The sequence below is a fragment of the Bacillus sp. FJAT-26390 genome (assembly GCF_001682865.1).
Taxonomy (GTDB): domain Bacteria; phylum Bacillota; class Bacilli; order Paenibacillales; family Paenibacillaceae; genus Pristimantibacillus.
The window spans coordinates 175,860-188,838 of the sequence record NZ_MAQX01000034.1; the positions used below are offsets into that span (position 1 = coordinate 175,860).

Consider the following 12,979-nt stretch of genomic DNA (forward strand, 5'->3'; position numbering starts at 1 on the left):
TAAGGAAGGTGTTGGATGCCGATGAAGGAGTTGCTGGGCCATTGGAATATTACAGAGGGAGCCTTGGATGCGTCGCCTGAGGATGTAGAGCTTGACTCTAGGCAGCTAAGCAAGCTGGATAGTCACTTCCAAAATTTATTTGCGCATCAAAAAATTCAAGCAGCCGGATTCCTTGCGCTAACTATCTTCGATCACGAAGACGTTCACTAGCGTATCCATCATGAAATTAATCGAGGACGGCAAGCTGTACATCGATTTCCCCGTAGCTCCTATATTGGAAGAGTTCAATAATCCCGTTCATAAAGATCACCTTGTTTCATTTGCTGACGCATACATCCGCATTATGCCAGTGACAGTTTACTATAATGAACCTTATCCGCGTGAGTGGTGGGGCGCAGGCTGCATGGATAATTGGATTAGCAAAGTGCTGCAAGGTCCTCTTGTTTGCGAGCCGGGGGCAGCCTACAACTATTCCACAGTCGGCTTTGCCCTGCTCGGAGAGATGATCTCCCGTGTATCCGGCATGGCATACGAAAGCTATGTTATCGAAAATATCATTCAACCGCTCAAGATGAACCGGACGTTTTTTGATGTGCCCGCGCATTTGCATGCCGAGGTATGTACCGTAGATAACAAGGATTTGAAGCGAATACGCGCAATAGTTGACGGTTCACCTAAGCCGCCATCTAGCTTGATTTAAAAATAGACGGTATGCAATTGTCCAAAAACGATTATCTTCTTTCGAATGAAAAGAGACTTAAGGCCGATTTCGGGCCTAGGTCTCTTTTCTCATTCCTTTTCTATCGACACTATGGAGGATGCTGGATATAATGGAATAACTCACTATTCATCCATTTTTATCAATAAACTTATCATGCAGAGGAGAATTAACTTGTCAATGTTTAAAAGAATGAAAAAATCTGTAAGTTTTTTAGTTGTGCTTGCGATGTCCCTATCGCTATTTAGTAACGTGTGGGCAGCTGAGAAGCCTGCTTCTGATGATCTTAAGAATCATTGGGCGGAAACCAATATGCGCAAATGGATTGAGCAAGGATTGCTTCAAGGATATGACGACGGCTCCTATCAGCCTAATCAAGCTATTACCCGAGCTGAATTGATAGCCTTAATTAATCGCTCATTCAAGCTGACTGAGCAAGCAAAAATTTCTTTTACTGATCTGACAAGCACGAACTGGGCTTATGCGCAAGTAGCTGCCGCAGTAAATGCTGAATACGTAAAAGGCTATGAGGATGGAACCATTCGTCCCAACAGACAGGTTACGCGCGAGGAAGCTTCTCGCATGGTTGCAAGCCTGCTCAAGCTTGAGCTTGGCGGCGATGAAGGCACTGAGCAATTTAAAGATGAGTCTAAAATTGCGGCATGGAGTAAACCTTCGGTAGCCGCACTGGTGAATAAAAAGGTAATTAGCGGCTATACAAACGGCAACTTCGGACCGCAGGATAAACTTACGAGAGCGCAAGCTGTAACCTTGCTTGTAAATGCCCTTGCAGTCTACATACCTGACACTAATTATGATAAAGCAGGCGTATATGGCCCTGAGAGCGGTACGCAAACGTTAAAAGGAAACGTTATCGTCTCCTCTGCTGGCGTTACGCTTCAAAATACCATTATTGAGGGTAATCTAACGATTGCCGCAACGGTTGGTGAGGGCGATGCCATCTTTAAGAAAGTATCCGTCAAAGGGACAACGTCCATTCAAGGCGGCGGAGCGAATTCCATTCATTTCGAGGACTCGGTACTCGTACGGATTACAGTTGACAAGAAAGATGGGTCAGTACGCGTTGTCGTTGCTGGAGCCACTTCCGTACAACATGTTTTGGTGCAAACGCCTGTCAAATTGGAAGAGTCATTCGTTACGGACAGCGGTTTTAAAGATGTCGAATTATCGAATGTGCTGCCTGCCAACTCGCAAGTACAGCTTACTGGAGTATTCGAAAATGTTAATGTTCTTGCTTCAAACATCAAAGTGAGCATACCGAGTGGAACGATTAACAAATTGAATATCGATTCTGCTGGATCAAACGCGGAAGTGAACCTAGGCAAGGATGCTAAAGTCTTGCAGCTCGTACTCGATGCGGTTGCCAAGTTGATAGGACAAGGAAAAGTAGAGAAGGCGATTGTCAATAACGGCGCAAAAGGGTCCAGCTTCGAGACCAAGCCTTCTGAGGTCAGTGGAGATGGAGCATCCAACACGACTCCCCCTAGCAGCGGTGGCGCAATTGGAGGCGGATCCAATGGCGGTAATAACGGTGGGTCCGATGGCGGATCTAATGGCGGTGGCAGCAGCAACGGATGTGAAGGTGCAAACCCGCCGATAGAATGTAAGGATGCTTCTTTAATGGATGTATCGCTTAAAGGATTGTCTCTTACTCAGCTTGATACGAACTATTACGAAAAGGAAATTGGCTTTAAGCCAGACGTATTCTCTTACAGCGTCATTGTTGATCGCAACATTCAAGCCCTGACTGTTCCTGTCACTGTAACTAAATCCACTTATGAGAAAGTTTTTTACAGAGTCATTAGCGGCCATGGAAACACGATTGAAAATAAAGAGCTGCAAACAGATACGAGCACTTTTAACGTAAACATTGCTCCACTGAGCGACAATACCGTAGTGCTCAGCGTAATTAGCGGCGACAAATTGCATATAAAGGAATATACGATTAACATTCATTATCCAAGAACCATTCAAGAGGCTTCGATGATTAAACGGCAAAGTACTTATAAAACCGATGCTCAAGGCAATCAATCTCTTGAATATACGTATTTATTTGAACTCAGTATGGTTGAAGGAAAAAGGCTGCTCTCAACTGATTCTATTGAACTTTACAAATCAGGTGAATTAACGCCATTTAAAACCTGTACCTCTGATTATTGCATGTTAAAAGCTGATTCTATTGCTTCAGCAACCGGTTCGTTTGATGTTAAAGTCATTCGTGATCAAGAGCTTTTGTACAGCGGAACCTATCATTATGATATGACTCCTGTAACGAGAATTACCGAAAATTTTGGAGTTAGGGCCGTAACACTAAGCAAGCAAGAGTTAATTGACGCTTTTAAAGAAGAGCCATATTTCCAAACGCCTTTTAGAAATGCTTACACCATTTATCTTGACCCACAAAAAATTACGCAAGAACAGCCTAACGCCAAATATATTGGATACTCATACGAATCCATACTACTAAAGACGAGCAGCTATCCTGAAGCTCCGGGGAAAGATAACCTTAAGTTAAATACAGCTCCGTTTGAATTCAACTTCCGAAATATCGGATTGTCAGCGAGAGCGATCAATGCGGATGACGGCAAAGAATACTCGCTTGTTAAATTTTACTACCATCAAACCACTGATCCACAGGCTCCAAAAAATGTAGACGATATTTTCTTCTATATTTACTTATACGATGCAAATTATAAGGTTATCGGGTATTATGTCATTCCTGTCACGTTTGATGAAGATCATGTGGCCGATGGTTATACTCCGCTTCATACTTGGAATCCTTAAAGTTCAATATCCAGCAGGAAGGGCGCACCGCCCTTCCTCTCCCAACTACTCCCCCTTCTCCACCTGAACAACGACATTTCCGAACCACTGCTTGTTAATCATGACGATTAGCTTCCATTTCCCTGCATGCGGCAGCGTCATCCCAGACGGCAGAACAGCATCAGCTCCATTATGTTCTCCTGGGCTAACCCTGCTCTCAAATACCGTCAACAGCTCATTTGTCGACTCCCGAACAGCATAAATTTGCAACCCGCCCGTAAGCTCCTCTTTCGTTCCCCAAAAATGCCACATATACTTATTTCCTTTGCCTGCAATGAAACCCGGATCAATAAATCCTAACTTCCCCTGGGTTCCTGTCATCGAATAAGATCCCGATACAAATGAAGGACTAAGCTCCCAGCCGCCGTCTGGAACGGTCCATTCCTTGCTGCCGCTACTTAACCCGTCAATGAACAATTCAAAGCGCCATTTCCCGCCTAAAGGAATAGCCATATCGGAAGCGATACGTGTTTTGGTAACGGCATCTACGGAGGAAAGCAGCCGTTTGTCTATTTCCTGCGCATTAGTATCGTTAATCGTCATTTCGGGAAGCTCCACTATGCTCATTCCCAATTGCTGATGGGTTGCGATTATTTGTACTTTGTGGCCCATCAGCTCCTTAAGCTGTTTATGGATCATCCACATCGCACCTGCCGGTGTCCCCGCAATCATCTCTCCGCCTGGGAGCATCTCCCACTTCGCACCATCAACTGTTCCTGCATTTCTATTGTTCTCTCCGACAAAGAAGGTCCGATTAAACCCATCAGTCGAAATAAACACCATTGCAGCAGCAAGGATTGCAATAATAGGCACAAACCATCCAAGCTTAAGGGATCGTTTGCCAAAAGGCTCTTTCTTCCGCCTCCGCATGCTTATTTCCTGCAGCAGCCTCTCGCTTTTCGCCGCAGTCCATTTTTGGCCCTCAACCGGAGGTCTTAACAAAGCCTCATACCAGCTTGGCTTCGAATCATGATTCGTTTTCATAGCTTCCCACCCTCCTCCTTCAGCATAAGCTCCATTCGGGCGCGGGCTCTGTGCAAGCGGGATTTGACCGTTCCTTCTGATATTTGCAGCATTCCAGCCATCTCCGAATACGAAAGCTGGTAGTGGGCATCGAGAATCAACACTTCTCTCTGCTTGGCTGGCAGCTTTAATACCGATTGCCAGATCGCGCTCACGCCCATTTGATCCAAAGCTTCCAGTTCAGCCGATCTTTGACTAGACGTATGTGAAACGGAACCCATTAACAAGACCCGCTTAATAAAGGAGGATTTGAGCCAATTGATCGACTTGTTCCTCGCTATCGTCAGCAGCCAGGTTTTGGGTGAGCTTCTGCCTTCAAAACGATGCAGCAAACGATACGCGTTTAAAAAAACATCCTGCGTGATGTCATCCGCAGCGTCCTTGCTCTTGACTAATAGGAAAACATAATGCCATACATCATCTCCATAAGCAGCCATCAAATCCGCAAATATCGAATCCATGTTATCACTTGTTATCGTGATACTCTTCAAGTACTCCAAGCCGACCACCTCATTTAATTAGACAACGGCGATACCGAAATGTTCCATTAATCGTCCATCATTTTGTGATCTTGCGCTTACATTCGAAATGCCGTACAGCTGGCTGCGTTAGAGGGTATACTGTTCGTAAATAACATCGACTTGCCAATCTATCGTGGAGGAGGTTTTCAACATGCCTGATCATCTGCTTGAGAAAATAGCTCAGCTGAATTGGCATTTGATTCAGCAGCAAATAGACGAGAGCGGATTCTCGAAGCTCCCCTCTTTGTTAAACAAAGCGGAATGCAAGGAAATCATCGATACCTATGAGAATCCGGACCATTTTCGAAACACGATTAACATGGCCAGATACCGCTTTGGTATAGGGGAATACAAATATTACGAAGCGCCTCTCCCGCCCTTGGTGCAGCAGCTGCGTGAGCGTTTGTATCCAGAGCTTGCAAAAACAGCTAATCGCTGGCTTGAACAATTGGGGCATGACTCCTCATACCCAGCTGCGCTATCCGAATTTCTGGATCAATGCCACAGCGAAGAGCAAGCCCGCTCCACACCGCTTATATTAAAATACGAAGCTGGAGGCTACAACTGCCTACATCAGGATTTGTATGGAAAAATCTATTTCCCCTTCCAAGTCGTATTCGCACTTAATCAGAGAGAGGTCGATTACTCTGGCGGTGAGTTTCTGCTGGTGGAGCAGCGGCCGCGGGCGCAAAGCCGGGGCCATGTCATTACGCTTGAGCAAGGCGAAGGACTGATCTTCCCCACCAATCATCGTCCTACAGCAGGAACGCGCGGCTACTATAAAACGACGCTAAGACACGGGGTTGGCACGATAACAGCGGGAACCAGGTACAGTCTAGGCATTATTTTTCATGACGCCAAGTAGCTATGAAAATATCCCCTTCCAGCAGCTGCGATTAGATTCATAACCGATGAATCTTACGCAAGCTGCCCGAAGGGGATACCATTTACATCTATTTAAATGTGAGTGATTATGCTGTTTCTTCGACTTCCGCATGTACCGCTTTGATTTGGATCATGACCGTAGCCGGATCAGTTAACACTTCGATTCCGTCCATGAAGATCAAATCCGAAACGAGAAACTGATCGCCTGCTGCAAGGCCGCTAATGTCCACTTCCATTGAAGTCGGGAGAACGTCTGGCATGCAGCGGACTTCCACTTCATAGATGTCCACTTGCAATGTGCCGCCGGATTTCAAACCGATAGCGTCGCCAGAGAAATGGATCGTTACTTTGCTATCCATCATTTTTGTCATATTCACATGATGGAAGTCAATATGCAGCAATTTGCCGGACATGATTTCCTTTTGAATATGTTGAACGACGATTGGAATGACTTTCTCATCCGCTGTCTTGCCCTGCAAAATAGCGCGTGGATTTTTTTTCAAAATATCCAGCATTTCCTTTTCGTTCACTTCTAGCGACATCGTATCTTTACCAATTCCATACAATACAGCTGGGATGCGTCCCTGTTTTCTTGCTTGATTCATGTGAGACTTTGTTTCACCAGTGCGTTTGCTTAATTGAATAAATTTACTCATTTGTTTGTTCCCGCTCTCTTTTGACCATAAATTCTTGTCAGTCATAAGTATAACATGACCATAGAATCTAGTCAAACCAGCCCCTGCTCACCATTCATACTCGATAAACGGATCAGGAATCTCAATCTGGTAAGCCTCCGCATCACTTACGCCTACAGAAAGTATCGCTCTGCCATTGCTGCATCTGATAATCCCGCCGCTAAAAATAACATCCTCAAGGTCCGGCCGTTTGCCGGGTCCTCTTGGAAAATCGCCTCTTACCGCAATGATTTTAATCGGTGTTTTCTCGCAGGTATCTGGATTGATCGAGAAAACCATCGAATAATAATGCTTGCTGCCTAACTCATCAAAGCAAGCGATATGCCCCAGAACGCCAACATGCCCATTTTTCAATAAATGCGCTTCGTTAGCGCCTCCCCATTCCTCGGGAACAAATTGGTCACGCAGCACCTCGGCATCCATGAATGTTTGCTCATCAAGCTCATCAAGCGAATCAATGACCGTAAATCCGATTTGCCCTCTTCCACCTCTTGTCCCTTGCGGCCTTGTAAATATGCCTACTCTGCCATCTGTCAGCTCGATCAGACGAATATCCTTCATCGTACCCGGGCCGGAGGAGAAGTGGCACAATGAATCTATTTGAAACCCGCGGTAAAATTGAGTGACCCATGATACGATGTTTAGCGGATTATCGGCTGCCGTGATCACTTCAACCCCGCCAATGATCAATTCACCTTTGATAATCGACACGCATGGGTCCTGCAAATTGTACGTATGCGTATGTATGCGCGGACTCCAAACCTCATTTTGGCATGTAAAAAAGAAGACTTGAGAGAACTCGCTGTTCCGTTCCTCAACTCTTCCTAAGATCACTTCCTCCCCGTCATATGGAAAAGGGGCCGTTATATTATACACATCTCGGCTGCCAACCCCAGAGAAAACAAGCTTCTCTACGTTCGTCGTGCGGGGACTGGCATAAAATGTATCCAGGAGCTGTTTACACGTTTTCGTCATTTCCTTTGTCATTGCCGTCCTCCTGATGATCAATCGATTCATCTTGCGCTCCATGTCGATCTTCATCCTGGTCGATTCTAATGAGCTGTCCCGGCTGGACATTAAAGTATAGACAAAGCTTTAGCAGCAAATCCCTTGGATACTGCACCATCTCATCCTTATACATTCTGCGTATGGAATCAAAATGGTAATTTACATCTTTGGCAAGCTTGCGTATCGATAATTTTGGATCATGATTTTCCATAACTTCTTTTAAATTACTGCGTATGACTGGCACACATACACCTCCTACATAAATATATATGGAGAATAGTGGAGAGTCAATAAATTGACAAGAAAAAATGGTCATGTTATAGTTTGAACAGGAAATAATTTTCAATTTTCTGAAAATAATAAAAAACCTTCCCGCTGGAAATAAAGACCTCTTTATTTCTTTTTTTTATTCAAAAAATCGCAGTTCAGTATGGAGGCTCTGTATGATAAAAAATAAAAGCAGCAAACGAAACATCGTTTTTCTAGGAACAAGCTTGCCGAGAGAATGCGGCATCGCTACATTTTCACAAGATTTATTAGACCAGTTCGAGCATATTCCCGGCTTCGATAAACCTCATATAATAGCTGTCAACAACAACGAAACTTACCAATACGACGAGCAAGTGATCAAGGAAATTAACCAGCACAACCAATCTGATTATTCGGAAGCAGCAGACTATCTTAACTTCTCGGACGTTGACCTTCTCGTGATCCAGCATGAATTCGGCATTTATGGCGGAGAAAGCGGGGAGCTATTGATTCCTTTTGTAGAGAAACTTAGCATTCCGTATATCGTCATCTTTCATACCGTGCTAACAAACCCTTCTGCCAAGCAGCGCCATATCATGAACCGGGTTGCAGAGCTCAGCGTCAAAGTCGTAACGATGGCGCAGTCAACCGTCAACGATTTGAGCAAGATCTATGGCATTGATGCCTCTAAAGTCTCTTTCATCCACCATGGCGTACCCTATGTAAAAACCGAATCGCGCGCCAAGCTGAAAGAGCAATACGGCTTCGCGGACCGAAAGATTTTATCCACCTTCGGCTTTCTAAGCCCTGGCAAAGGAATTGAATATAGCATTGAAGCCATGCGCGGTGTAGTCAAGCAGCATCCGGATTCCCTTTATATCGTATTTGGCAAAACGCATCCGGTAGTCAAACAAGAAACGGGCGAGGTTTACAGGCAAAAGCTGATGGAGCTAGTGAACAAGCTTGGTCTCCAGCATAACGTTCTCTTCGTCGACAAGCTGTTGACGCAGGAGGAAGTCATAGAATCGCTCGTTATGTCAGATATTTATATGACTCCTTATTTGGGCAAAGATCAGGCGGTAAGCGGCACTTTGGCTTACGGGGTCGGATATGGCAGAGTCATCGTTTCCACCCCCTATCGATATGCCACGGAAATGCTGGCTGACGGCCGAGGACTGCTTGCAAATTTCCGCGATGCCGCCTCTTTGGAAGCTTGTATCCTTCAATTGCTAGATAATCCCGAGCTGGTTAAAGAGATGGAGAATCGCACTGCCGAGCTTGGAAAGACGATGCTCTGGAAGGAAATCGCCAAAACCTATGCCGAACTCTTTCAAGAACAAATATCGATTTCAAAGTTAGACAATAGGAGTGTGATTTAATGGAAGTACAAACGATACTGCAGTTCAAATCTGAATACATGCGCAGAATAACAGATGATACGGGGATTTTCCAGCATACCAAATTTGGGGTGCCCGATCGTTCAAAGGGTTATACGACCGATGACAACGCACGGGCCTTAATTGCAGCCGTCTTATTGTACAACAGCAAAAGAGAGGCAGCTGTTCTTGACCTCATCCATACTTATGTCTCCTTCATCCATCATGCGCAAAATGCCGACGGAAACTTTAGAAATTTTATGGACTATAGCCGTTCATTCGTAGAGGAAAGCGGTTCGGAGGATTGCCAGGGACGAACGCTTTGGGCTCTTGGATTTACGTTAGCCCACTCCGCCTCCTTGCCAGATAATCTATTAAACACCTGTCGTTATTTGATTAATCAGGCATTGCCGCATATCGAAGCGCTCGGTTCTCCCCGCGCTAGTGCCTATGCCATTATCGGGCTAAGCTGCCTGATTGAAACCCCTAATGCATTGACTTACTCCTTCCCCTATCCCCATACCCCAACTACCGAGGAAGAGGCAGCTTTTCTGCCAAGAGCATTCATACTCGAACTTATCGAAAATATGGCAGCAAGGCTGCATGATCAATATAACCGCAACAAAGGAAACGGTTGGAACTGGTTTGAAGACAGCCTGACCTATGGAAATTCGATGCTGCCTTGGGCGCTATTAAAAGCATCCCGTATTTCAAGCAATGGCAACATGAAGGAAGCAGCCAAGGAAAGCTTGGATTTTCTAGCCTCCAGAACTTTCTCCAAAGAAGGGTATTACAAACCGATTGGCAGCCACGGCTGGCTGCTGCGCGGCGGGGAGTCCGCTCCCTACGATGAGCAGCCGATTGAAGCATGCGAAATGCTCCTTGCATGCAAGGAGGCAGCGATCATTCTCCAAGATCCCGCTTATTTGAAGCATGCCGCATTATGCTATGAGTGGTATTTGGGGCATAACTCATTAAAAACCTCACTCATTGATCCTCAAACCGGGGCTTGTTATGACGGCATCCATCGTACGGGATTAAACCTGAACCAAGGCTCGGAGAGCATCATTTCCTTCTCCATCGCCCATTCGGTGATGCATCATGAATAAATTTGCTACCATACTGGCAGGCGGGGGCGGAACCCGCTTCTGGCCATTGTCTAGGCAAGAGATTCCGAAGCAGCTGCTCAATATAAGCGGAAATGATATCATGCTAAACGATACGATCGAACGCTTCAAAGGCATTATTCCGCAGGAGAACACCATCATCGTGACGAACCGCTCACAAGCCGTATTGCTTGAGAGCATCATGCACAGCAGTGTGCTCAGCCGCAATATCTTGATCGAGCCCGTTGCCCGGAATACAGCCGCAAGCATACTGTTTGCAGCGCTAGCCATTGAAAAGAGCTACGGTGATTCTTTAATGGTCGTCTTGCCTTCCGATTCTTATATAACGGATGAAGATCAATTCCGGCTTACGCTGGACGAGGCATGTACGGCCGCGATCGAAACTGACAAAATCGTAACGATCGGCATTAAGCCAACCTTCCCATCTACCGGCTACGGTTATATCGCCTACGATAAGGAGCCTATATCTTCGAATCCTGTCGCTATCTATGAAGTAGCCGAATTTGTAGAGAAGCCGAGCTTCCAGAAAGCGCAGAGCTACCTTTCATCAGGCAATTATTTGTGGAATAGCGGCATGTTCATTTGGAAAACATCCGTTATCATCGACAATTTCAAGCGTTACCTGCCTCGGCTGTATAAAACGATGCTTCCTCTTCGCGACTACCTAGGCACGGAGCAGGAAGAGGAAATGATTAACCGCATATATCCGACGCTTCAAAGCATTTCGATTGATTACGGCATTCTTGAGCGCTCCGATGACGTCATTGTTTTATCCGGTCAATTTGGCTGGAATGACATCGGCAGCTGGGATGCGCTTGGCGCCATCTTCCCTCCTGATGAATCAGGCAATATTATAAAAGCGAACCATATGGGAATCGATACACGCCATTCGATCATCTACGGAAACGGCAGGTTAATTACGACGATAGGCGTAGACGGCTTTATCATTGCGGACACCCCGGATGCCCTTTTGATCTGCCCGAAGGATAAGGCGCAGTCCGTCAAAGAAATCGTTGAGCTGCTCAAGCAAAACGGAATGACTGAATTTATTTAAAATACAACAAAGCAGCCTGTCATTTGTAATAAAACAAATGCGCAGGCTGCTTTTATTTCCGCTTCATGCTGCGGATCATTTTTTTGGTATCCTGATCCACACGGTAGGACTCTGTTATTTTTTGCAGAGCTTTATTGTAGGTGAACACATCCAGGGAATTGCGTTCCAAATAGCTCAGGGTAGGCGCTGGCAGCTTAATAAAACAAATGGATATCGCCCATGCGACCGCCATTTTGACATAATAGTCATCACGCTTTACACGGTCGAGTAAGGATAACACCCTATCGATATATTCATCCTCTATGTAAAAATCAAGCAGCATCACGACACCAAACCGGATATCATAAGGCTGATTAGACGTTAGATACGGCTGTAAAAAATCCCATACCCGCTCCTTATTCGCCTTCGTAAATTTTAGCCCGATACAAAAACTATCGCATACCGACCAATTATCGATCTTGGGCACAAAATCAGCGACATAACGCAGTATTTCTTCCACGTCCGTTTGCAAATAACCGATGACCATGCCCTGAAGCATGACCTCTTCAAAATATTCGCTCTCCGCATGCTGCAGGTAGCTGCGCCAATCATCCTTCACTAATTGCTTTGCGAGCTTGCGCAGCTCAGGCAGCCGAACCCCCATTACATTATTAATCGTTGGGATTAGCGCCGCAGAAAATTTTTGATAAGCAGGCTCGGACAATTCCAATAGCTGCTCCTTAATCGTTTTCCCTGCCATTTTTTATCCCTCTTTACTCAAATGAAATTTGCCACAAGTAAATCGAAGCGACGGAACCCATAGGCGAATAACGCTTGCGATAGCGATCAAACTCTTCTTTGGTAATGGAATCCAGCCGATAGAGCTTCATCATTCCGCGGCGAATGGCAATATCACCCCAGCTGACAACATCACGGCGCTCCATCGCGTTTATCAGCATCATCTCTGCCGTCCATTTGCCTATTCCATTCAAGGCTGACAGCTTCTTAATGACCTCCGCGTCGGATAAGCCATACAGCTCATCAAGCTTCAAAGCATCTTCAACAATCAAATCGGCAATATGCTTGATACAAACCGCCTTTTTCATCGTTATCCCGCAGCGTTGAATATCATCAGCGGACTGCTTGGCAATATGGCCTGGCGTAATCTCGCCAAATTGAAGCTGCATTCGTTCCCAAATCGTGTGCACGGCCTTAACGGAAATAAGCTGCCCTACTATCGCATGAACAAGCGCCGTGAACAGGTCGGGAATGATGACGCGCTCAACCTTGCCCATTCGCGTCATAGCAGCCCCAAGCGTTTCATCCACGCTTTTGAGATAGTCGATTTCGGCTTGCCCGTACTCAAAATACTTTGTTATCACTGCCATAAGTTTAATCACCTATTAAGTAATATACTTCACTTGTTTTCATTTGTATGGCAAAGACGAATATAACCGCAAGATTACGAAATAAAAAACGGCGTTCCGAGCTATAAGCAGT

The 12,979-nt window shown here is 45.5% G+C and carries 14 protein-coding genes; 7 read left to right on the plus strand and 7 right to left on the minus strand.

Annotated features, from left to right (window positions below):
* The first annotated feature begins 21 nt into the window (after nucleotides 1-21).
* The 3 genes from A7975_RS27800 (at nucleotide 22) to A7975_RS27810 (ending at nucleotide 3,523) form a co-directional block, all read left to right on the plus strand.
* Nucleotides 22-210: a hypothetical protein gene (locus A7975_RS27800; RefSeq protein WP_141680437.1), complete on the plus strand. Its 189-nt coding sequence runs from the start codon at nucleotides 22-24 to the stop codon at nucleotides 208-210.
* A gap of 10 nt (nucleotides 211-220) precedes the next feature.
* Nucleotides 221-700 (plus strand): serine hydrolase domain-containing protein, encoded by a 480-nt coding sequence (locus A7975_RS27805; RefSeq protein ID WP_065387311.1) that lies wholly within the window; start codon nucleotides 221-223, stop codon nucleotides 698-700.
* Between the two features lie 198 nt (nucleotides 701-898).
* A complete protein-coding gene (locus A7975_RS27810; RefSeq protein WP_176707830.1) occupies nucleotides 899-3,523 on the plus strand; it encodes an S-layer homology domain-containing protein in 2,625 nt (874 codons plus the stop codon).
* Between the two features lie 45 nt (nucleotides 3,524-3,568).
* Here A7975_RS27810 and A7975_RS27815 read toward each other — a convergent pair whose 3' ends face one another.
* Together A7975_RS27815 and A7975_RS27820 are read right to left on the minus strand one after the other, a co-directional pair.
* Entirely contained in the window at nucleotides 3,569-4,546 is a 978-nt protein-coding gene (locus A7975_RS27815) for a DUF4871 domain-containing protein (protein ID WP_065387313.1), read from the minus strand.
* Nucleotides 4,543-5,085, minus strand: a complete 543-nt coding sequence (locus tag A7975_RS27820) for an RNA polymerase sigma factor (RefSeq protein ID WP_255314592.1) — start codon at nucleotides 5,083-5,085, stop codon at nucleotides 4,543-4,545. Before A7975_RS27820 ends, A7975_RS27815 begins: the two co-directional genes overlap by 4 nt.
* 172 nt (nucleotides 5,086-5,257) lie before the next feature.
* Here A7975_RS27820 and A7975_RS27825 point away from each other — a divergent pair, with 172 nt between their 5' ends.
* Entirely contained in the window at nucleotides 5,258-5,971 is a 714-nt protein-coding gene (locus A7975_RS27825; protein WP_065387314.1) for a 2OG-Fe(II) oxygenase, read from the plus strand.
* Between the two features lie 106 nt (nucleotides 5,972-6,077).
* On the opposite strand, the gene A7975_RS27830 is transcribed toward A7975_RS27825, so the two are convergent.
* The 3 genes from A7975_RS27830 to A7975_RS27840 form a co-directional block, all read right to left on the minus strand.
* Entirely contained in the window at nucleotides 6,078-6,647 is a 570-nt protein-coding gene (locus A7975_RS27830; RefSeq protein ID WP_176707831.1) for a 50S ribosomal protein L25, read from the minus strand.
* An 87-nt stretch (nucleotides 6,648-6,734) separates the two neighbouring features.
* Complete coding sequence (locus A7975_RS27835) at nucleotides 6,735-7,673, minus strand: DUF1861 family protein (RefSeq protein ID WP_065387316.1); 939 nt, start codon at nucleotides 7,671-7,673, stop codon at nucleotides 6,735-6,737.
* Entirely contained in the window at nucleotides 7,645-7,938 is a 294-nt protein-coding gene (locus tag A7975_RS27840) for a helix-turn-helix domain-containing protein (protein ID WP_053371948.1), read from the minus strand. The genes A7975_RS27835 and A7975_RS27840 overlap by 29 nt, the downstream gene beginning before the upstream one ends.
* A gap of 199 nt (nucleotides 7,939-8,137) precedes the next feature.
* Here A7975_RS27840 and A7975_RS27845 point away from each other — a divergent pair, with 199 nt between their 5' ends.
* The 3 genes from A7975_RS27845 to A7975_RS27855 are packed head-to-tail and all read left to right on the plus strand — an operon-like array spanning nucleotide 8,138 to nucleotide 11,500.
* Complete coding sequence (locus tag A7975_RS27845) at nucleotides 8,138-9,322, plus strand: glycosyltransferase family 4 protein (protein WP_065387317.1); 1,185 nt, start codon at nucleotides 8,138-8,140, stop codon at nucleotides 9,320-9,322.
* Nucleotides 9,322-10,428, plus strand: a complete 1,107-nt coding sequence (locus tag A7975_RS27850; protein ID WP_065387318.1) for a glycoside hydrolase family protein — start codon at nucleotides 9,322-9,324, stop codon at nucleotides 10,426-10,428. The genes A7975_RS27845 and A7975_RS27850 overlap by 1 nt, the downstream gene beginning before the upstream one ends.
* A complete protein-coding gene (locus tag A7975_RS27855) occupies nucleotides 10,421-11,500 on the plus strand; it encodes a mannose-1-phosphate guanylyltransferase (protein WP_053371951.1) in 1,080 nt (359 codons plus the stop codon). The genes A7975_RS27850 and A7975_RS27855 overlap by 8 nt, the downstream gene beginning before the upstream one ends.
* Nucleotides 11,501-11,552: 52 nt before the next feature.
* On the opposite strand, the gene A7975_RS27860 is transcribed toward A7975_RS27855, so the two are convergent.
* Together A7975_RS27860 and A7975_RS27865 are read right to left on the minus strand one after the other, a co-directional pair.
* Complete coding sequence (locus A7975_RS27860; RefSeq protein WP_053371952.1) at nucleotides 11,553-12,239, minus strand: DNA alkylation repair protein; 687 nt, start codon at nucleotides 12,237-12,239, stop codon at nucleotides 11,553-11,555.
* Nucleotides 12,240-12,252: 13 nt separating this feature from the next.
* Nucleotides 12,253-12,867, minus strand: a complete 615-nt coding sequence (locus A7975_RS27865; RefSeq protein ID WP_065387319.1) for a DNA-3-methyladenine glycosylase family protein — start codon at nucleotides 12,865-12,867, stop codon at nucleotides 12,253-12,255.
* Nucleotides 12,868-12,979: the final 112 nt, after the last annotated feature.